The following is a 20,318-nucleotide window of genomic DNA, read 5'->3' on the forward strand; positions in this document are numbered from 1 at the left end:
GGCTCGATGAAAGGCGCAGCCGCATCATGCGGCCAAAGGCGCCTAGTATATAAACCCTTTGGGGTTTACTTCATCTGCTGGGCAGCAAAGTCCCAGTTGACCACGGCCCAGAAGTTCTCGAGGTACTTCGGGCGCGCGTTGCGATAGTCGATGTAGTAGGCGTGTTCCCAGACATCGCAGGTCAGCAGCGGGGTCTTGCCGTCGCGCAGCGGATTGGCGGCGTTGGAGGTGTTGACGATCTCCACCGAGCCGTCATCATTCTGCACCAGCCAGGTCCAGCCGGAGCCGAAGTTGCCGACCGCGGATTCGTTGAACTTCTCCTTGAAGGCGTCGAACGAACCGAAGGCGCTGTTGATGGCATCGGCCAGTTTGCCGGAGGGCTCGCCGCCGGCGTTCGGGGCCATGCAGTTGAAGTAGAAGGTGTGGTTCCAGACCTGGGCGCCGTTGTTGAAGATGCCACCGGCCGGGGCCTTCTTGATGATGTCTTCCAGCGAGGCATTTTCGAACTCGGAACCCGGCAATAGGCCGTTCAGCTTGGTCACGTAGGTCGCGTGGTGCTTGTCGTGATGGTATTCCAGCGTCTCGGCGGAGATGTGCGGTTCCAGCGCGTTCTTGGCGTAGGGCAGATCGGGCAGTTCGTAGGCCATGAAAGACTCCTTGTACGGTGTCGTGAGAAACTGAGGCGGCGGCGCACCCGAACCGGGAGCGCTGCTTAACAGGACAACGATAGTCACGTTGCCCGGGCGATGCAATTTCCGATGATGCCGGTTGGTTTTCACCCCGGCGGATTTCCCACAAGACGAGGCGCATGGCGGATACTGACGAGACGGGGCAGGAAGGCGAAGCGGCGGTGGCGAAGGGCTCGACGGTGGACTGGCGGGCCCGGATCGGCCTGATCCTGGGCCCGGCGATCTTCGTGCTGTTCCTGCTGGTGCCGGCGCCGACGGGGTTCGATCCGGCGGCGTGGTGGGTGCTTGGGCTGACGCTGTTCATGGCGACCTGGTGGATCAGCGAGGCGTTGCCGCTGCCGGTCACGGCGCTACTGCCGATCGCGATCCTCCCGGTCCTCGACATCACCTCGATGGAGAACGCGACCGCGCCCTACGCGAACCCGATCATCTTCCTGTTCATGGGCGGCTTTGCGATCGCCTTGGCGGTGCAGCGCTGGGATTTGCACCGGCGCATGGCGCTGGCGATCGTGGCCCGTTCCGGGAATCGTCTGCACGCCCTGGTGGGGGCCTTCATGCTGGCCACGGCCGGGTTGTCCATGTGGGTCAGCAATACCGCGACCGCGGCGCTGATGCTGCCGATCGCCCTGTCGGTGCTGGGCCTGATCGAACGTGGTGCATCGCCACGGGGTCCGGGGGCGACTGCGGAGTCGCGGCGCCCGGCCCTGGCATTGTTGCTGGGGATCGCCTTTGCCGCGAACATCGGGGGCATGGCGACCATCATCGGCTCGCCGCCGAATGCCCTGACCGCGGCCTATCTCGGGGATCGCCACGGGATGGAGATCGGGTTTCTGGAGTGGATGACCCTGGGCCTGCCGCTGGCGGCGATCCTCCTGGCCCTTGCGTGGTGGCTGCTGACGCGCTGGGTGTTCCCGGTGCACCGGGTCGAACTGACCGGCCTGCGCGCCCTGCTGGACGAGCAGCGCGCCACGGTCGGGCGCTGGTCGACCGCAGAGAAGCGGGTGGCGGCGGTGTTCGTGCTGGTCGCGCTCGCCTGGCTGACACGGCCGCTGCTGGAGGGCTGGTTGCCCATCTCGCTGACCGATGCCGGCATTGCGATCCTGGGCGCCGGCTTGTTGTTCCTGATTCCCTCGGGTTCCATGGAACAGCGCAGGTTGTTGGCCTGGGATAACACCCGCGAGCTGCCCTGGGGCGTGCTGCTGCTGGTCGGAGGCGGCCTGAGCCTGGGGGCGGCCATCGAGTCCAGTGGTCTGGCGGAGCTGGCGGCCGATGCCCTGGTGATCGCGCAGACCTGGCCGCTGATCCTGATCATGGCCGGGGTGGTGTTGCTGACCATGACGCTGAGCCACGTAACCAGCAATACGGCCACGGCCGCGACGCTGTTACCCCTGGTCACCGCGTTTGCGCTGAGCATGGACGTGCCGGTCCTGATGCTGGCGCTCCCCGTCGCCTTTGCCGCTTCCGTGGCCTTCATGCTGCCAGTGGCGACCCCGCCGAATGCCATCGTGTTCGCCAGCAACCGCCTGCAGGTGCTGGACATGGTGCGGGGCGGGGCACTGCTTTCCGTGGTGGCGCTGGTGCTGATCAGCCTGGCGGTCTACGTCTTCGCCGAGGCCCTGCTGGTGTAGCCGCGGCGCGGATTCGTTCTGTGAGTGCCGTGTCCCCGACGTTCTTGTGGGGATGAAAAGCCTTCCATGCTCAAGTTCTAGGATTCGCCGCCGCTAGGGAGGACGAACGGCCCATTATTTTGCGAGCTGGCGCTGACCGGCAGACCGAAGGACGCACCGACATGTTCAACAATATTCGAATTGGCGTACGGCTCATGGTGGGCATCATCGGCGTGGTGGTCCTTGCCGTGGTGCTGACCCTGGTCGTGGTGATGAATGCCCTGGGTACGATGGCGGACAGGGCGGAGCAGCGGGAGCTGAACGACTTGGCTGGCCAGTTGCTGGATCGGCTGGACCAGGAGTCGGCGCGCGCGACCGCGATGGCGGAGACCGTGGCGCGTATCCCGGATGTGCAGGAGGCCATGGCCAATGGGGATCGCGATCGGTTGGCCGCGATGACGGTGCCGAGTTTCGAGTCCCTGAACGCCGATTACGGCGTGCGCCAGTATCAGTTCCACACGCCGCCGGCGACCTCCTTCCTGCGCGTGCATCGCCCGGATCGTTATGGCGACGACCTGTCCGGTTTTCGCCAGACGGTCGTCGACACCAACGACCGCCGCGCCCCGATCTCGGGCCTGGAAGAGGGCGTGGCCGGCCTGGGTATCCGCGGCGTGGTCCCCATCGCTCACAACGGAGAGCACGTGGGTTCGGTGGAGTTCGGGCTGTCCTTCGGCGACCCCTTCTTCGAGCAGTTCACCGAGGAGCTGGGTGCACCGGTCGCGCTCTACCTGCGCGATGAGGGTCGGTTCAACCGCTTTGGCGGGACCATCGAAGGCGAAGCGACCTTCAATGCGGCCGAGATGCGCGAAGTGCTCGAGGGCGAGCGCCTGGTGCGCAACGTGACCTACCAGGGCGAGCCGATGGCGGTGATCGCCCGGCCGGTGCGCGATTTCTCCGGCGATGCGGTGGGTGTGCTGGAACTGATGGTGGACCGCAGCGCCTACGTGACCATGACCCGCAACGCCACCGGCACGGTGGTCATGGTCGGCGTGATCGCGGTGGTTCTGGGCGCGCTGCTGGCCTGGTTCCTGACCCGCAGTATCGTGCGCCCGCTGTGCCAGACGGTGGAGCGTCTGGACGACATCGCCAGTGGCGAGGGTGACCTGACGCGCCAGCTGGAGGTGTCCGGCCGGAACGAGCTGGGCGATCTGGCGGTGGTGTTCAACCGCTTTGTCGAGAAGATTCGCGTGTTGATCCAGCAAGTGGCGGCGGGTTCCGATCAGGTCGCTGCCGCGTCCAACGAGCTGTCCGCGACCAGCGAGGAGACCAACGAGCAGGTGCGCCGCCAGAAGGCGGAGACCGACCAGGTCGCCACCGCGATGAACGAGATGACCGCCACCGTGCAGGAAGTCGCCCGCAATGCCGCGGATGCGGCGGCGGCCGCCCAGGCTACGGACCAGGACGCCGTGGCCGGTCAGCAGGTGGTGCAGAAGACGATCACCGCGATCAACGGCCTGTCCAGGCAGGTCGACAATGCGGCCGAGGTGGTCACCCGCCTGTCGCAGGATGCCGAGCAGATCAACAAGGTCCTGGAGGTCATTGGGGACATCGCCGACCAGACCAACCTGCTGGCGCTGAATGCCGCGATCGAGGCGGCCCGCGCTGGCGAGCAGGGCCGCGGCTTCGCCGTGGTGGCCGACGAGGTACGCACCCTGGCCAGCCGGACGCAGGACTCGACGCACGAGATCCAGCAGATGATCGAGCGGGTCCAGAGCGGTACGCGCGAGGCGGTGCAGGCGATGGAAGATGGGCGTTCCAAGGCCCACGAGAGTGTCGAGCAGGTGAACCTCGCCGGCGAATCGCTGAACGCGATTACCCAGTCGGTGACCCGCATCAGCGACATGAACACGCAGATCGCCAGCGCCGCCGAGGAGCAGTCCACCGTGGCCGAGGAGATCAACCGCAACGTGGCCAACATCACCGAGGTGCTGGACCAGACCGCGGCGGGCTCCGAGCAGATCCGCAATGCCTCGGAGGAGCTGTCCAAGCTCGCGTCCCAGCAGCAGGAGCGCGTGGGTCAGTTCAAGGTCTGATACTCGACCCGATGATGTCGAGCCCGCCTCCCTGTTCGGGGAGCGCGGGCTTTTTTATGGGTGTGGGGAAAAGGGCAGACGAAGAAGCCAGGTCAAGGGCGATCCTGATTAGCAACGAGCGTCAGCCAGGCTCAAGGCCCGTGCGGGGCCGGGTCTCCAGGCGCCTCCTACATCGTCATCCCGGAAACCGCGCAGCGGTTATCCGGGATCTCCACGGTATGAGTGACCCGCACGTTGGGGCTAGAACGGCGTGTGGAGATCCCGGCTCTCCGCTGCGCTACGGCCGGGATGACGGGGAGGGGGCACTACGACTGGGATCACAATCAGGGTGAGCTCCGCCCGGGATGACAGGGCAGGGGTAAGCGCCCCGGGAGGGTGACACTCCCAGGAAGGCCTGGATCAAAGTGGCCCGGGGCGGGCCATGCACGTCCCCAAATGGGCCCCGCCACTGGCTGACGATCGTTGCTAATCAGGAGGGCGATTGGACCACGGAGGACACAGAGGACTGGGGGAAGGGCTGGGAAGGAAAAGGTCGGATGATGGCCGTGCGACGTCAGATCACAGTCCGATCGTGATCTTTCGTCACTGTCCTTGCCGTTCTTTGTGACCTCTGTGGCTCAGGCCTTTTACCCGTCTTCGTACCTTGTGGCCTTCGTGGTGAATAAAGGCCCTTACGGAGCGGGAAAGAGGCGTTCGCCGTTTTCGAAGGCAATGGCGCGGGCGACGTTGTCGGGCAGCTGGTCGAGCCAGGCGCGGGTCTCGTCTTTCAGGTGGGTGTACTGTTCCCAGCGCGTGGTGGTGAAGGTGTCCACGCCGATCATGAAGCGATCCGGATGGGTGAGGAACAGCTCGAACCAGTCGTCGTCGATCTGACCACCGGGGTTAATGCGCGGGTTGCGCATGGACAGGTCCATGTTCATGCGCGGGTGGCGCTCGAGGTAGTCCTGCACCAGGGGCGGGTAGGCGTAGCTGCCGGCGTGGGCCCAGAGGATGCGCACCTCGGGGTGGGTGGCGTAGGCATGATCGATCACGGCCGGGTCGCCGTGGATCATGATGGTCAGATCGCGTGCGACGGCCAGGTCCAGCAACTGTTCGAAGCCGGGTCCGAAGCGGTCGTCTGCCAGGATGTGAAACTCGCCCAGCCCGCGCCAGGCCACGTCGGATTCGTCCAGCATGTCGGCAATGCGGGCGCCCAGGTCCTCGACGTGCATCCAGTCCATCTTCTTGCCCAGGCGGTGGGAAACTTCCAGAAACGGCACGATGCGGGTATCCGAGCCCGCTTGCAGGCGACGAATCAAGCCGCCTTCGGTCGACATGACGATGGCGCTGCGCACGTCATTGGAGGCCAGGGTGCGGCCCACGTCGCTGATGCCAAAGGTTTCGGCCACCGCCGGGCGATAGTGCAGGTGGGCATCGAAGATCGGCGGCTCGGCGCTGGCGACGGTGAAGGGCAGGGCCAGCCCGAGCGTGGCGCCGAGCAGGGAACGGTGGAGGCGATGGTGCATGGACAGACCCTTCGGAAGCCAATTCGACATCAGGAACGCGGCGGACTGTTGGGCGCAGGAGTCGGATCGGTCGTCTGTGCCGGATCGAAGCGCTCGCGCAGGTAGCGGATGATGGCATCGGATTCGTACAGCCAGCGCACCGAGCCGTCTTCTTCCTCGATTCGCAGGCAGGGCACCTGCAGGCGGCCGCCCTCGTTCTGCAGTTCCTCGCGCCAGGGACCGGTGGCCTGGGCGTTGCGCAGTTCGATATCCAGCGACAGGCGCTGCATCGCGCGGCGGGCCTTGATGCAGAACGGGCACGCCGGGAAATGATACAGGGCAAGGCGTTGCGTCTGTTCGTCGATTCGGGCTTGGTCGGCCGGGTCCCGTTCGATGCCGCGTGGGCGCGACACGCGCTCACCGATCAGCATGAACGGGGTCAGAATCAGGCGGACGCCACGGAAGAAGGTGCGAATCAGGAATCTCATGGCGAAAGGATGCCACAGGAGCCCGACACCGTTACAGCATCTCGAGCGATGGAGGCGTTAGTTTCGCCCTCAAACCCAAGAGCGCTCCTGATTAGCAACGATCGTCAGCCAGTGGCGGGACCCATTTGGGGACGTGCATGGCCCACCCCGGGCCACTTTGATCCAGGCCTTCCTGGGAGTGTCACCCTCCCGGGGCCCTTACCCCTGCCCTGTCATCCCGGGCGGAGCTCACCCTGATTGTGATCCCGGTCGTAGTGCCCCCTCCCCGTCATCCCGGCCGTAGCGCAGCGGAGAGCCGGGATCTCCACACGCCGTTCCAGCCCCAACGTACGCGTCACTCATACCGTGGAGATCCCGGATAACCGCTGCGCGGTTTCCGGGATGACGATGTAGGAGGCGCCTGGAGACCCGGGCCCGCACGGGCCTTGAGCCTGGCGGACGCTCGTTGCTAATCAGGAGAGCGCTTTTCCACAAACCGCATGAAGGCACGAAGAAGATCAAGGGCGGTCTTTCCACGGCGTATACAGAGGGCGCGGCGTGAAGGGGCCCAAGGGTGCGCAGAAATGGGTATCGGTACACCGATCCGTGCTGCTCAGCCCGCATCAAAGCTCCTATCCCGTTAACCATCCTGCCGTTCTCGGTGTCCGGCCGTGACCTCCATGGTTACATGCTCTCGACCGTCTTCGCGTCTTCGTGGTGGGGATCTTTGTGAATCGGCATGCTCAGGGAGTGCCGAAGTCGAACTCCCAAGGGTCTTCCGGGGGCGCGTCGAGTAGCGACGGGCGCAGGCGGATCACTTCGAAGCCCAGTTCGCGATAGTCATCGAGGCGGTCCGGGGCGCGGTCGGCGACCTCGACGAAGTCGGCAAATGCCTCCGCGTCCAGGCCGCGCCAGCCGGCAAAGGTGCCGCAGACTGCCACGTTCACCCCTTCGTCGCGGACCAGGGCCTCCACCTCGTCGTGCAGGCTGGGGTGCTGCGTCGCCTCGCTACGCGTCAGGGTGAATTGTTCCGCACCGTGGGAGACGACGGCCACCGGGTAGTCGGGGTCGCGTTCGCGCAGGCGGGCGACACTGGCCCGAATCTCGGGAAGAAGCGCGGATAGCGCTGCGCGGTCGTTCTCGATGATCTCGAAGACCACGCCTTCGGGGAGCTTGTCGCGTTCCAGGAGTTCGACGACGGCCGCGGCGGGTTCGCCCGGGGGCAGCGGGTCAGGGGAGGTCACGGGGCCCGCGTGCAGGCTGGGCACGGCCAGCATGGCAATGAGGCCGCCCACGAACAGCCAGGCGGGAAGCGGAAATGGTCGAGGGCGTGAGCGGGTAATCCACATGGCCCTATTCAAGCGAGGATCGCCGAACCACGCAAACACCCGCGCACGGGGGCAGCAGAATCGGGGCTCCCGCGCGTGGGCAGAGTCGAGTCGCCGGGGTCAGTGGCGGTCCCCGGTGGCCTGCTCGGCCATTTGCTCGTAGCTAGTGTGGCGCACGTCCTTGCCCTTGACGAAATAGACGACGTATTCGCAGATGTTGCGCGCGCGGTCGCCGATACGTTCCAGGGAGCGGGTGGCCCAGACGATGTCCATCAGGCGCGGGACGGAGTCCGGGGCGGCGGTCATCTGCCGCATCAGTTTGTGGGTGACGGTTTCGTACAGGCTGTCAATCTGGATATCGAGCTGGGCGACGCGCACGGCCTGTTCCACGTCCATACGGGCGAAGGCATCCAGGGCCCCGCGGGTCATCTCGCGGACATGTTCGCCCATGCTGGCGATATCCGACATCGGGGCGCTGTTGCGGTCTTCATCCAGCAGGTGCAGGCCCATGCGGCCGACCCGCTCGGCCTCGTCGCCCATGCGTTCCAGGTCGGTGATGGTCTTGATGACCGCGATCACCAGCCGCAGGTCGGAGGCGGTCGGCTGGCGCCGGGCGAGGATGTGGGTGCACTCCTCGTCGATCTCGACCTCCTTGGCGTTGACCTCGTAGTCGGAGGTCATGACCTTCTCGGCGAGTTCGGCATCGCCCTCGACCATCGCGTGGACGGCATCGGCGAGCTGCTGCTCGACCAGGCCGCCCATGGCCATCACCTGCTTGATGATGTCTTCCAGCTCGGCGTTGAACTGCTGCGAGATGTGTTGCTTGAAGAAGCTCTTGTCCATGGTGTTTTCCTAGGGAGACACTGATGAATGTACGCGTCCGCGCTCGAGTCGGTTTTGCCCGCTGACAAGGCGCGGTGACTGCCGTGCAGTGACTCTGCACAAGGGAGCCGCAACGCTGGCAGCGGGCAAAAGCGGCCGAGCCCCGACCTCCAAGGGAGGACATACGGGGTTGTTGCCCCATTTCCAGAGTGTTGGTACCGGCAAGGGCCTTGTCGGCCTGTTTGTAGCGCTTGCTCTCGCACAAAATGGGGCACCAACGCGGAGGTGTAGATTCATCCGTGTCTCCCTAGCCGAAGCGGCCGGTGATGTAGTCCTCGGTCTGCTTCTTGGCAGGCGAGGTGAACAGGGTGTCGGTATCCGTGTATTCGATCAGCTCGCCCATGTACATGAAGGCGGTGTAGTCGGATACGCGCGCGGCCTGCTGCATGTTGTGGGTGACGATGACCAGCGTGTAGTCCTTCTTCAGCTCGATCATCAACTCCTCGATCTTCAGCGTGGCCAGCGGATCCAGCGCCGAGCAGGGCTCGTCCAGCAGCAGGACTTCGGGATCGATCGCGATGGCGCGGGCGATGACCAGGCGCTGCTGCTGGCCACCGGACAGGCCGAAGGCGTTCTCGTGCAGACGGTCTTTCACCTCATCCCACAGCGCGGCGCGCTTGAGCGACTTCTCCACCACCTCGTCCAGCTTGCGGCGGTTCTTCACGCCCTGCAGGCGCAGGCCGTAGGCCACGTTCTCGTAGATCGACTTGGGGAACGGGTTCGGCTTCTGGAACACCATGCCCACTCGGCGGCGCAACTCGGGGATATCCACGTTCTTCTCGTAGATGTCCTCGCCGTCCAGGCGGATGGTGCCCTCGATGCGTACGGAATCGATCAGGTCGTTCATGCGGTTGAAACAGCGCAGGAACGTGGACTTGCCGCAACCGGAAGGCCCGATGAATGCCGTGATGCGGTTCTTCGGGATGCGGATGTCGATGCCCTTGAGCGCCTGGTCCTCGCCGTAGAAAAGTTTGAGGCCCTCCGCGGTTAGGCAGATGTCCTCTCGGTCGAGGCTGAGGCCGCGCGGGGCCTGGTTATTCTGGGCCACGTTGAGGGCGTGGGTCTGGGTGTCACTCATTTCGGGTACTCCATGGGGAATGGGGTTCGACGCATCCCGGCACCGCGAGGGGGCGGAAAAGCACCGTCATTGCCACGTCGCTGCGCTCCTCGCAATGACGGTGCATATGAAAGACGTTGTGCATGTCGTATCTCAGTCACTGTCGGCGCGGTACTTCTCGCGCAGGTAGTTGCGGATCGAGATGGCGGTCAGGTTGAGCACGATGATCAGCATCACCAGGATCAGGGCGGTCGCGTAGACCAGCGGCCGGCCGGCCTCGACGTTCGGGCTCTGAAAGCCGACGTCGTAGATGTGGAAGCCTAGGTGCATGAAGGCGCGATCCAGGTGCAGGTACGGGAAGTTGCCGTCCACCGGCAGGCTGGGGGCCAGCTTGACCACCCCGACCAGCATCAGCGGGGCCACTTCGCCGGCCGCGCGCGCGACGGCCAGGATCAGCCCGGTCATCATCGCCGGCGCCGAAAGCGGCACGATCAGGCGCCACAGGGTCTCGGCCTTGGTCGCGCCCAGGGCCAGCGAGCCGTGGCGGATGCTGGCGCCGATGCGGGTCAGGCCTTCCTCGGTGGAGACGATTACCACCGGCAGGGTCAACAGCGCGAGCGTGAGCGAGGCCCAGATGATCGCCGGCGAGCCGAAGGTGGGCGAGGGCAGGGCGTCGCGGAAGAACATCTGGTCGATGTTGCCGCCGACCAGGTAGACGAAGAACCCGAGGCCGAATACACCGAACACGATGGAGGGGACGCCCGCAAGGTTGTTCACCGAAATGCGGATGATGCGCACCAGCGGGCCCTGCTTTGCGTATTCGCGCAGGTAGATCGCGGCCAGCACGCCGAACGGGGTCACGACGATCGACATGATCAGGACCATCAGCACGGTCCCGAAGATCGCCGGCAGGATGCCGCCTTCGGTGTTGGCCTCGCGCGGATAGCCGGTCATGAACTCCCAGAAGGTGTGCACGTAGTGCCCGAGCTTCTGCGGGATGCTCATGTCGTTCGGCCACCAGGCGTTCACGACATCCGCCAGTGCGATCACGGATTCGGCGCCGTCGGCGGTCTCCATCAGGATGGCGTAGCGGCGCAGTTCGCGGCGCAGCTCGTTACGCTCGTTTTCCAGCTCCGCGTACTGCTCCTCGAGTTCCGCGCGTTCGGCCTGCAGTTCCGCCTCGCGCTCGGCGCGCTCTTCGATCGACAGCTCGGTGGCACGCTCGATACCGCGCAGGGCAATGCGAATCTGCTCGATCTGGAAATTGATCGCGCCGATGTCCACGCGTTCGATGCGTTCGATCTGGCGGACCAGGCCGCGGGTCTCGGGGATAACCGCCTCGAAACGCACGCGCGCCTCGTTGCCGGTGGCCACGGCCGCGTCGTCCACGCGGAACTCGCGAACAAAGCCGTAGAAGTTGCCCCACTGCAGGCGTTCCAGCACCACCGCATCGCGAGGCATCTCGCGCTCGCCCATGAAGTCGTCCAGATACCAGCGGAAGTCTCGCGAGTCGAGGTCACGATTGCCGCGCTTGACCAGGTGCCGTACCACGATTTCCTGGCCTTCGGGCACGTCGAAGCCGGCGTCGCGCATGGCCTGGGCGGTCATTGTCTCGGAGCGCTGGAACTCGCCCATGACCTGGGTAGGCTCGCTTTGCTGCGCCGTCTGGTATTCGAACTGGGCGACGTTGGACGGCCAGAAGAACGACAGGCCGTTGACCGCAATCATCAGGATCAGCCCGAAGACCATCACCAGCGAGGTGGCCACCGCGCCCGCATTCAGCCAGATCCAGGGGGTGCCGGATTTGAACCATTTATTCATCGGATCGAGACCTGTCTGGAATGCGTTTTAAAGGGAGGCGTACTTGTTGCGCAGGCGCTGGCGCACGATCTCGGCGACCGTGTTCACGAAGAACGTGAGCGCGAACAGCACCAGGGCGGCGAGGAACAGGATGCGGAAGTGGCTGCCGCCGACCGCGGCCTCGGGCATCTCGACCGCGATGTTGGCGGAGAGCGTGCGCATGCCCTCGAAGATGTTGAAGTTGACCACCGGCGAGTTGCCGGTCGCCATCAGCACGATCATGGTCTCGCCGACGGCGCGGCCGAAGCCGATCATGACCGCCGAGAAGATCCCCGGGCTGGCGGTCAGCAGGACCACGCGCACTACGGTCTGCCAGGGTGTGGCCCCCAGCGCCAGCGAACCCTGGGTCAGGTGCTTGGGCACGTTGAACACGGCATCCTCGGAAATCGAGTAAATGGTCGGGATCACCGCGAAGCCCATGGCGATGCCGATCACGAGGGCGTTGCGCTGGTCGTAGGTGATGCCGTTGTCGGTCAGCCACTGGCGCGCGTCGCCGCCGAACATCCAAATCTCGATCAGGGGGCTCAGCGTCACCGCGAACCAGCCCACCAGCAGGATCACCGGGATCAGGATCGCGGCCTCCCAGCCCGCCGGTATGAATGCGCGGACCTGCTCGGGGAGCACACGGGTCCAGACGAAGGCCATCAGCAGCATGGACAGCGGCAGCAGAATCAGGATGCTCGCGACGGCGGGGAGGTTCGCCTCGATGAACGGGGCCAGCCACAGCCCTGCGAGGAAGCCGAGGATGACCGTGGGCAGCGCCTCCATCAGCTCGATCGACGGCTTGGTGAGCGTGCGCATGCGCGCCGACATGAAGTAGGCGCTGTAGATTGCCCCCATGATCGCCAGCGGGGTGGCGAACAACATGGCGTAGAAGGCGGCCTTGATGGTGCCGATGGTCAGGGGGATCAGCGAGAACTTGGGTTCGAACTCGTCGGTGGCCGAGGAGGATTGCCAGACATAGTCGCCACCCGAGCGCCCCTCGTACCAGACCTTCTGCCACAGCACGTGGAAGGAGACCTCCGGATGACGGTTCTCCAGGCGCTGCAGGTGCCAGTTCTCGGCCTCGTCGATCGCGATCAGCAGGCGGTTGCGCGGGTCCACGTACACTCGATGCAGCGCCTGATCGGTAATCTGGCGTTCCACCAGGGTGCGCTGCGAGGTGGGGTAGTGGATCTTGATCTGGCCGGTTTCGTCGGCGGTCAGGAAGCCCTTGCGGATGTATTCGGGCTGGGTGTTGGTGATGGCCCCCGCGTGCGCGGGAAACTCGCGCACGCGGGTGATGCGGTTCACGTTGTCGTCGTCACGCACCAGCATGTACTGGGTGACCGATCCGTCCGAGCCGCCCACGACGATCGACACCGTGCCCAAGAGGTACTCGAGCGAGGTGACTTCGGCATCGTCTCCGCGAATCACGCGCTTGCTGTCTTCCAGGGTCGCGTTGGCCGGACGACGGATGTCGTAGGAGTGCAGGCGCCCCTGGTCGTCGCCCACGAGCATGATGCGGCCGGTGATGTCGAGGAGGATGCGGGTGGCCGTGCTGCCTTCGGGCAGGGCGGGCATGTCGTAGGCACTGCGGCGCACCTGGGTCTCGCCGGTCATCATCGAGGTGGTCTCCTCGAACTGGACCAGACGGATGTGGCCGTCTTCGGTGGTGGCGGCGACACGAATACCGCTGGACCCGCGCTGGATCCCGACCACGCTGATGGCGGGGCCATCGCCGTCGATATCCAGCAGTGCGGAGTCTTCGTCACCCAGCGGGTAGACCACGCGTGGGTCATATTCGCGGCCCTCGGGGGTGAAGCGTTCGTTGTATTCGTACTCGATGGCGAGGACCTGCCCGTTGTCGAGGCCAAGCGCCACCAGGCGGGTACGCGGCTCGGCCGCGGTGAAACTGGTGACCCGGACGTCATCGGGAATCGGCAAGGTCTGTTCGCGCACGATCTCGCCGGTATTCGGGCGGAAGAACACGGCACGCCGGTCGTCGGTGATGCGCACGGCCATTTCGCGGTGGCGATTCACCGCCAGGTGCACGGTGCGGGTATCGGCGCCGCCGGGGGCGGCGTACTCGGTCAGGGGGTCGAGCTTGGCGCCCTGGAACATCGGCAGGGTTTCGCTCAGCAGGTAGACGAACATGAGGGTGAGGGCGCCGACCACGGCGATCCCGAAAAACCCGATCATGTAGCGCGCGGAGCGATCCTTGGTGCGGCGCCAGCGCTGGAAACCGGCGAGACGCGGGGCGATGGTGGCGGTGGACATGAAGTTCCCCTGAGAGCCGCCGCGAAGGGCGTGCAAAACCATTGGATGTCGGGCGTGATGCTACGGTCGCTATGTGACAGGGACGTGACATCCATGTGACGGCTGGTTGACCGGTGGGCGAGGTAGGCCTGCGCACAACACACAAAAAAGGCCGGAACCCTTGGGTCCCGGCCTTTGCACCCATTCCCTGGGCGCGGGTACTGCGCCCGGTTTATTCCAGACCGAGGTTCTTGCGCTCGCGCTCGGCGACCGTGGCCGGCAGTGGGATGAAGCCGTCACGCACCACGACCTCCTGGCCTTCCTTCGACAGCACCATCTTCAGGAACTCGGCCGCGCGCGGGGTCAGGCCGTCTTCCGGGTGCTTGTTGACCATCACGTAGAGGAAGCGGGCCAGCGGGTAGTCACCGGAGGCGGCGTTCTCGCCGTTCGGCTCGAAGTAGTTGCCTTCTTCGGTGCCCAGCGGGATGGCGCGCACGCCGGAGGTGGAGTACCCGATGCCGGAGTAGCCGATGCCGTTCAGGGACTCGGAGACGCCCTGAACCACCGAGGCGGAACCCGGCTGTTCGTTGATGGCGTTTTTGAAGTCGCCATCGCACAGGGCGTGCTGGCGGAAGTACCCGTAGGTGCCGGAGACGGCGTTACGGCTGTACAGGGTGATGTCACGGTTGGCCCAGGAGCCTTCCAGTCCGAGCTGACCCCAGCGGGTGATGTCCTCGGCACCGCCACAACGACGGGTGGAGGAGAAGACGGCGTCGACTTGATCGATGCTCATGCCTTCGATCGGGTTGTCGCGGTTCACGAACACGGCGATGGTGTCGATGGCGACCGGCACGGCGGTCATCTCGTAGCCGTGGCGCTGTTCGAACTCGGCATGTTCGCTGTCACGCGGCATGCGCGACATCGGGCCGAAGTCGGCGGTGCCTTCGGTCAGGGCGGGCGGGGCGGTGGAGGTGCCGGCACCCTGGATCTGGACGTTCACGTTCGGGTAGAAGCCCTGGAATTCTTCCGCCCACAGGGTCATGAGGTTGTTCAGGGTGTCGGAACCGATGCTCGACAGGTTGCCGGAGATGCCGGAGACCGTCTCGTAGGCCGGGATGTCGGCATCGACTTCAGCCGCGGCGGTCAGCGGGGCGATGGCGAGGGCTGTGGCCGTGGCCAGCGCGAGGATGCTTCGCTTCAACAACATGGGTGTACTCCCTTGGGCTTGCTTGAGGTTTTCAAGGCCGAGTGGCTCGGTCCTTGATGACGAATTATCGGGAGCGGTGCTTGCAGTTGCGTGACGCGCATGTGACAGCCGCGTGACATCTGGCCCGGTAGGGATGGGGCCGGGTTCGTGGGGGTGATTACTTCGTTGCGCTTGAAATGACGGGTATTGGTATAGGTCATTGCGAGGAGCGAAGCGACGCGGCAATCGGTCCGAAAGGCCCATGGGTTCGGGGTGTTTGCGGACGATTGCCACGGGCCCGGCGGGCCCTCGCAATGACGTTAGTTGGAGGGGCCGGAGGGTGCGGCGCGGCGGATGCGGCTCATCGGGAACAGGCAGGTGAACCGGCTGCCGCGGCCGACCTGGCTCTCGATGGCGAGGTGGCCTTCATGGCGGGCGAGGACATGTTTGACGATGGCCAGGCCCAGGCCTGTCCCGCCGCGCGACTGGGTGCGTCCGGCATCCACGCGGTAGAAACGTTCGGTCAGGCGCCCGAGGTGATGGCTGGCGATGCCGGGCCCGGTGTCCTCGACGCTCAGGCGTGCGCCGTCGTCGTCGGCGCGCCAGCGCAGGGTGATGGTGGTCCCGCCAGGGGTGTACTTCACGGCATTGAACAGCAGGTTGGCGCAGGCCGAGCGCAGTTCGTCCGGGTTGCCCTGGAACTCCAGTTTGGGGTCGGCGTCCAGCACGATCGCGTGCGCTTCCGTGCCCGAAAGGATGCGCGCCTCGTCCGTCAGCTTCTGGAACAGTGGGAACGGGTTGAACCAGTCCTGCGGGCCGGTGGTTTCGCCGGTCTCCAGGCGTGAGAGCAGCAGCAGGTCGTCCACTAGCAGTTTCATCCGCTCGGACTGTTCGCGCAGCATCTGGACCGAACGCGCGAGCTGAGGTTGGTCCTCCAGTTCGTCTTCCAGGCTCTCGGTGACGCCGTAGAGTACGGTCAGCGGCGTGCGCAGCTCGTGCGAGACGTTGGCGATGAAGTCGCGGCGCATGACCTCCAGGCGGTGCAGGTGGGTGGTGTCCCGGGCCAGCAGCAGGTACTGCGCGTCGCCATAGGGGAGCATGCGCATCTCCAGTTGGCGCTCGCTGTCCAGCGGGGAGGGCACGGTCACCCGCGCGAGGGACTCGCGGGCACGTTCCATGAACGTCAGGAACTCCGGGTGGCGCAGGAGGTGGGTAATGCGCTGGCCCTCGTCGCGCGGCCAGTGGAGCCCGAGCAGCTGGCAGGACATGTCGTTCAGCCACTCGATGCGCAGGTCATCGTTCAGGACCACTACCGCGTCGGGCATGGCCTTCGCCGAGTCCCGGTAGCGCTCCAGCAGCTGGCGCAACCGATGCACGCGGTTCTCGTGGCGTCTGCGGCGGCGGTAGAGGTGGTCGAAGATCACGCCCCACAGGCCGCGCACGTCCGGTGGGTCGGCACGGCCGCCCCGGCGCAGCCAGGTCTCCAGCCACAGCAGGTTGGCGATGTTCCAGGCCAGCGCCGCCCCAAGCAGAAACGCCAGGGTGGGCCAGAACTGGCCGGTCGCCCAGCCAAGCGCCAGGAGCGGCAGCGCGATCAGCAGGCTGGTAATGAGGATGTCGGGCCAGGTCTTGCGGGGCTGCACGGGGACCGCCGAAGGTCAGGGAAGTTGCGAGAAACGGTACCCTGAACCACGCACGGTTTGCACCAGGTGGTCATGCCCGGTGTCGGCCAGCGCCTTGCGTAGGCGGCGGATGTGTACATCCACCGTGCGTTCCTCCACATAGACGTTGGTGCCCCAGACCTTGTCCAGCAGCTGTTCGCGGCTGAACACCCGATCCTGATGGGTCATGAAGAAGTGCAGCAAGTTGTACTCGGTCGGGCCCATGCTGATGGCCGCGCCGTTGCCGGTGATGCGATGCGAGACGGGATCCAGACGCAGGCCCTCGATCTCGATCGGTTCCTCGCTGGTGGTGGGCGAGGTGCGGCGCAGCACGGCCTTCATGCGCGCGACCAGCTCGCGCGGCGAGAACGGTTTGGTTACGTAGTCGTCGGCGCCGACATCCAGGCCGCGCACGCGGTCTTCTTCCTCGCCGCGGGCAGTCAGCATGATCAGCGGGATGTCCTTGGTGACGGGGCTGGTCTTGAGCGTACGCGCCCAGTCGATGCCGCTGATGTCCGGCAGCATCCAGTCCAGCAGGATCAGATCCGGCGGGTCTTCCAGCAGGAGGGATTTTGCCGAGCGGACATCTCCGGCCTCGCGGACCTCGTAGCCCGCCTTCTGGAACGGCACCTGCAGCATCTCGCGGATCGCTGCATCATCTTCCACCAGCAGAATTCGAGTGGCCATGGCCCCGTCTCGTGATTACCTGGCCCGCATTAGATAACAGGGATGTTACAGGCGTGTGAACGGGAGGTGGTGCGGTGGCAACCAGCCTGTGGCGTGTTCGGGCGGCTCGCGACCGATCGGCGCAGCCCTGCGGGCCTCGTGAGGACGAGCGATGAGTAGCCGCTAAGGGTGGGCGCCGAGTTCGAAGCGTTCGTCGCCGTGCAGGAAGATCATGCCGTCGTGGTGCGGCGAGCGGGCGAGCTGCTGGCGGATGGCCTGTTCGTGGCCGGGCTTGAGATGGGTAATGGCAATGCGCGGGCGGTGCTGCAGTTGCGCCAGGTCCTCGCCCAGGTGCTGCGGGGTGTAGTGCTTGGCCAGGTCCGCCATGCCCTCCATCTCGTCTGGGAGGCCGGTCTCGATCATCAGCAGATCGAGGTGGGGCAGGGCGTTCAGCGCGGGCCAGAGCAGGTGCGAGGAGGTCGTGTCGCCGCTGAAGGCGAAGGCGGCACCGTCGCTGTTGGTGACGCTGTAGCCGACCGCGGGCACGGTATGGCGGGCGGGCAGCACCTGGATCTCGCGATGTTCCACCGCGATGCTGTGACCGGGTTGCAGCGACTCCAGGCGGATCAAGGGCTGATCGGGCCGTGGCAGACGGGTGAAGTCCGGCCAGATCACCCAGTTGAAGACGTGATCGCACAGGGCCTTGAGTGTTGCCGGGAGGCCGTGGACGTGGACGGGCGGGGCATCCGGGCTGTAGACCATGTCCGCCAGCATCGGGAGGAAGGCGATATGGTCCAGGTGCGAGTGGGTCAGGAAGACATGGCGAATGCGCCGCAGCTCCTCCAGGGTCAGATCGCCCACGCCACTGCCCGCGTCGATAAGGATGTCGTTATCGATGAGGATGGATGTGGTACGCCGGCCCGGGCCAATCCCGCCACTGGCGCCAAGGATGCGAACGGACAAACTCATGTCGGACAGTATATCGAGCGAGCAGCGGGCCGTCGTGTGGCCAGACCCGCGAGCCGGAGGCTGGGGTCGGTCGCCCCGGGTCGTTGGAGGTGGGTGACGGACATGCCCTAATGCTAGACCGGGTCCAGGCCCAAGTTCCGTGACGTGCGGCGCGAAAAGGTGATCCCGAGGCACGGCGGGGCGTCTCGCGAATCTTGTGCGGGCGGGGCTTCCCGCCACCCGGTGGAGTTGCTAGAATGCGCGTCCTGTTTGGGGCGGTAGCTCAGCTGGGAGAGCGTCGCGTTCGCAATGCGAAGGTCGGGAGTTCGATCCTCCTCCGCTCCACCAAACACCCCAGAAAATCAGGTAGTTATAGGGCAAAAAACGCCATATATACCATCCTGTGTGCCATTCTTAGGAGCGGTAGGCCCCGCCGGTAAATGACTGGCGGGGCTTTTCTTTTTTTGGGCCCTACGCTTCCCGAGGCACGAAAACCGGGCCAACAGGTAACAATTGACCTAGACGCCCCGTCCGACTTGTAGATTCTGCTGGACCGTCTCGCCGACGATACGGCCGAAGTGCTGGACACATAGACAAAACAGGCCCTGGCCATATACGAAACCGGGGTCGGCCGAGCGCAAGAGGCATACCCGTGGCGCCAAACGGGGGTGCGTGCTCGACCGGGCTGCGGGCAGATCCACGGCCGCCCTGTGTTCGCAATGCCTCTTTGCCCTTTCCCGCAGGTTCCTATCGGTCAGCGTAGTTGTCACCAGATCCAAGCAGTCGTAGTGACTCTGCTCCGCGCTATCGGATAGCGGTTCTAAGTCCTGCGTGGCCGGGGCTTCCTCTTTCACCCCTGAAGCACTGACCCAAGTGAAAGGGGCGCGTCAGCAGCAGGTCGGTGATGCGGCGGTTGAAGCTTACGACCATACCGTTGGTCTGGGGCCCTTTGGGGGCGGATCAGACGGCGGTCGATGTCTTTCTCGGCACACAGCCGGTCGCAGGGATGCTCCCCGCCGGCTTCCGCTCTCGGGCGGCGCCAAAGCGACCAGTAGATTTCTTTCGGTTCTCGTACAAGGCATGGCTCATATGGCAAGGAGCGTCCTGATTAGCAACGAGAGTCAGCCAGTCGCAGGGAGCGCTCGGGCACTGGCCGGCAGTGCACGGCGGCGACCAGCAGTCGCGCCGGCAGCGTGGCCAAGTTAAAGCGCCGGTTGAACCGGTAGGCGAATGCTGCAAGGTAACGGACCGCGTACTTGGTGAACGCAAACGCATGGTAACTCCCGCTCAGGCTGGTCTTGAGGTTGCCGAGCACCGTGTTGATCCATTGGAATTCGGGCAGATCCCGGGGTTTGCGCGCAGCCACGACCGTCGGCTGGTGCCGGCAGTCGGCCCTTGCGACTGCGCGGAAGCACGCCAGGCCATCGGAGTGGACCGTGCTTCCCGGAGCCAGATACGCCCGCGCCCATTCGGTAACAGCTTGGAAGCTGAAGCCCGCGACCGGGGTCAGCTTGACCCGCAGGGGATGCCCCGCGTCGTTGAGCGACACCGCCGCCACGAACGGAACCTTGTTCTCCGACCCGCGCCCGGCCTTGCCGCCGGTCCGCTCGCCGCCCAGGTAGGCATCGTCCAGTTGCACGGTGCCGCTGAGCTCATAGCGCGCTTCCCGCTCGGTCATCGCCTGCATCAGCTTGTGCTGCAGTGCCCAGGCCGTGCGGTAGCTCACTCCAAGCTGCCTTTTCAGCGCCAGCGCAGAGAGCCCGGTCTTGGCCTGGCTGAGCAGATGGATGGCCAGAAACCAGGTGGTCAGGGGCAGCTTTGTTCCCTGCATCACGGTGCCGGCGATCAGCGAGGCCTGATGCCGACAGGCATTGCACTGAAACATCTTGCGCGGGCTCCCGTGCAGGACGCAGTGGGCCTGCCCCCCGCACCGCGGACAGCGAAAGCCGTCCGGCCAGCGGGCCCGCTCCAGCGCCGCTTCGCACTGGGCCTCGGTGCCGTACTGGGCGATGAACGCCGGCAACGACATCCCCTGCTGAAACTGAATCCGATTCTGCGCCATGGTGGCACCCTCCGCTCGCTGTGTAGCCTCAGCGTACGCCCGGGGGTGGCTCACCCAGTGAGCCTGGCTGACTCTCGTCGCTAATCAGGA

General features: G+C 65.2%; 15 protein-coding genes and 1 tRNA gene. 3 read left to right on the forward strand and 13 right to left on the reverse strand.

The window, feature by feature from the left end:
• Positions 1-65 precede the first annotated feature (65 nt).
• Positions 66-647 (reverse strand): superoxide dismutase, encoded by a 582-nt coding sequence (locus D573_RS0109340; RefSeq protein WP_018938044.1) that lies wholly within the window; start codon positions 645-647, stop codon positions 66-68.
• Positions 648-808: 161 nt separating this feature from the next.
• Between D573_RS0109340 and D573_RS0109345 the strand changes: the two genes are divergently transcribed.
• The gene (locus tag D573_RS0109345) at positions 809-2,317 is read left to right on the forward strand and encodes a DASS family sodium-coupled anion symporter (RefSeq protein ID WP_018938043.1); all 1,509 of its coding nucleotides are present in this window, start codon (positions 809-811) and stop codon (positions 2,315-2,317) included.
• Between the two features lie 161 nt (positions 2,318-2,478).
• A complete protein-coding gene (locus D573_RS0109350) occupies positions 2,479-4,389 on the forward strand; it encodes a methyl-accepting chemotaxis protein (RefSeq protein ID WP_018938042.1) in 1,911 nt (636 codons plus the stop codon).
• Between the two features lie 671 nt (positions 4,390-5,060).
• On the opposite strand, the gene D573_RS0109355 is transcribed toward D573_RS0109350, so the two are convergent.
• The 11 genes from D573_RS0109355 to D573_RS0109405 all read right to left on the reverse strand — a co-directional run bounded on the left by D573_RS0109355 (position 5,061) and on the right by D573_RS0109405 (position 18,187).
• On the reverse strand, positions 5,061-5,894 hold the full coding sequence (locus D573_RS0109355; RefSeq protein WP_018938041.1) for an amidohydrolase family protein: 834 nt from the start codon (positions 5,892-5,894) through the stop codon (positions 5,061-5,063).
• 29 nt (positions 5,895-5,923) lie between these two features.
• Positions 5,924-6,361: a glutathione S-transferase N-terminal domain-containing protein gene (locus D573_RS0109360; RefSeq protein ID WP_018145412.1), complete on the reverse strand. Its 438-nt coding sequence runs from the start codon at positions 6,359-6,361 to the stop codon at positions 5,924-5,926.
• 722 nt (positions 6,362-7,083) lie between these two features.
• On the reverse strand, positions 7,084-7,689 hold the full coding sequence (locus D573_RS0109365) for a DsrE family protein (RefSeq protein WP_018938040.1): 606 nt from the start codon (positions 7,687-7,689) through the stop codon (positions 7,084-7,086).
• A 99-nt stretch (positions 7,690-7,788) separates the two neighbouring features.
• Positions 7,789-8,511 (reverse strand): phosphate signaling complex protein PhoU, encoded by a 723-nt coding sequence (gene phoU, locus D573_RS0109370; protein ID WP_018145414.1) that lies wholly within the window; start codon positions 8,509-8,511, stop codon positions 7,789-7,791.
• Positions 8,512-8,797: 286 nt separating this feature from the next.
• Entirely contained in the window at positions 8,798-9,628 is an 831-nt protein-coding gene (gene pstB, locus D573_RS0109375) for a phosphate ABC transporter ATP-binding protein PstB (protein WP_018938039.1), read from the reverse strand.
• A 132-nt stretch (positions 9,629-9,760) separates the two neighbouring features.
• Positions 9,761-11,428, reverse strand: a complete 1,668-nt coding sequence (gene pstA, locus D573_RS0109380; protein ID WP_018938038.1) for a phosphate ABC transporter permease PstA — start codon at positions 11,426-11,428, stop codon at positions 9,761-9,763.
• 27 nt (positions 11,429-11,455) lie between these two features.
• A complete protein-coding gene (locus D573_RS0109385; protein ID WP_018938037.1) occupies positions 11,456-13,726 on the reverse strand; it encodes an ABC transporter permease subunit in 2,271 nt (756 codons plus the stop codon).
• 211 nt (positions 13,727-13,937) lie between these two features.
• A complete protein-coding gene (locus tag D573_RS0109390; RefSeq protein ID WP_018145418.1) occupies positions 13,938-14,912 on the reverse strand; it encodes a PstS family phosphate ABC transporter substrate-binding protein in 975 nt (324 codons plus the stop codon).
• A gap of 299 nt (positions 14,913-15,211) precedes the next feature.
• Positions 15,212-16,534: a phosphate regulon sensor histidine kinase PhoR gene (gene phoR / locus D573_RS0109395; protein WP_018938036.1), complete on the reverse strand. Its 1,323-nt coding sequence runs from the start codon at positions 16,532-16,534 to the stop codon at positions 15,212-15,214.
• Positions 16,535-16,549: 15 nt separating this feature from the next.
• Positions 16,550-17,239, reverse strand: coding sequence for a phosphate regulon transcriptional regulator PhoB (gene phoB / locus D573_RS0109400; RefSeq protein WP_018145420.1), 690 nt, complete (start codon positions 17,237-17,239; stop codon positions 16,550-16,552).
• 162 nt (positions 17,240-17,401) lie between these two features.
• Positions 17,402-18,187: a 3',5'-cyclic-nucleotide phosphodiesterase gene (locus D573_RS0109405; protein WP_018176571.1), complete on the reverse strand. Its 786-nt coding sequence runs from the start codon at positions 18,185-18,187 to the stop codon at positions 17,402-17,404.
• 251 nt (positions 18,188-18,438) lie between these two features.
• On the opposite strand from D573_RS0109405, the gene D573_RS0109410 reads away from it, so the two are divergent.
• A tRNA-Ala gene (locus tag D573_RS0109410) sits at positions 18,439-18,514 on the forward strand.
• A gap of 760 nt (positions 18,515-19,274) precedes the next feature.
• On the opposite strand, the gene D573_RS0109420 is transcribed toward D573_RS0109410, so the two are convergent.
• Complete coding sequence (locus D573_RS0109420) at positions 19,275-20,228, reverse strand: IS1595 family transposase (protein WP_018938035.1); 954 nt, start codon at positions 20,226-20,228, stop codon at positions 19,275-19,277.
• Positions 20,229-20,318: the final 90 nt, after the last annotated feature.

It is taken from the genome of Thioalkalivibrio sp. AKL9, from assembly GCF_000377825.1.
Lineage (GTDB): Bacteria > Pseudomonadota > Gammaproteobacteria > Ectothiorhodospirales > Ectothiorhodospiraceae > Thioalkalivibrio > Thioalkalivibrio versutus.

Bases quoted from the DNA above. Each gene is read 5' to 3' on its own strand.
- D573_RS0109340 (WP_018938044.1), bottom strand. From the start codon at position 647: ATGGCCTACGAACTGCCCGATCTGCCCTACGCCAAGAACGCGCTGGAA.
- D573_RS0109345 (WP_018938043.1), top strand. From the start codon at position 809: ATGGCGGATACTGACGAGACGGGGCAGGAAGGCGAAGCGGCGGTGGCG.
- D573_RS0109350 (WP_018938042.1), top strand. From the start codon at position 2,479: ATGTTCAACAATATTCGAATTGGCGTACGGCTCATGGTGGGCATCATC.
- D573_RS0109355 (WP_018938041.1), bottom strand. From the start codon at position 5,894: ATGCACCATCGCCTCCACCGTTCCCTGCTCGGCGCCACGCTCGGGCTG.
- D573_RS0109360 (WP_018145412.1), bottom strand. From the start codon at position 6,361: ATGAGATTCCTGATTCGCACCTTCTTCCGTGGCGTCCGCCTGATTCTG.
- D573_RS0109365 (WP_018938040.1), bottom strand. From the start codon at position 7,689: ATGTGGATTACCCGCTCACGCCCTCGACCATTTCCGCTTCCCGCCTGG.
- phoU (WP_018145414.1), bottom strand. From the start codon at position 8,511: ATGGACAAGAGCTTCTTCAAGCAACACATCTCGCAGCAGTTCAACGCC.
- pstB (WP_018938039.1), bottom strand. From the start codon at position 9,628: ATGAGTGACACCCAGACCCACGCCCTCAACGTGGCCCAGAATAACCAG.
- pstA (WP_018938038.1), bottom strand. From the start codon at position 11,428: ATGAATAAATGGTTCAAATCCGGCACCCCCTGGATCTGGCTGAATGCG.
- D573_RS0109385 (WP_018938037.1), bottom strand. From the start codon at position 13,726: ATGTCCACCGCCACCATCGCCCCGCGTCTCGCCGGTTTCCAGCGCTGG.
- D573_RS0109390 (WP_018145418.1), bottom strand. From the start codon at position 14,912: ATGTTGTTGAAGCGAAGCATCCTCGCGCTGGCCACGGCCACAGCCCTC.
- phoB (WP_018145420.1), bottom strand. From the start codon at position 17,239: ATGGCCACTCGAATTCTGCTGGTGGAAGATGATGCAGCGATCCGCGAG.
- D573_RS0109405 (WP_018176571.1), bottom strand. From the start codon at position 18,187: ATGAGTTTGTCCGTTCGCATCCTTGGCGCCAGTGGCGGGATTGGCCCG.
- D573_RS0109420 (WP_018938035.1), bottom strand. From the start codon at position 20,228: ATGGCGCAGAATCGGATTCAGTTTCAGCAGGGGATGTCGTTGCCGGCG.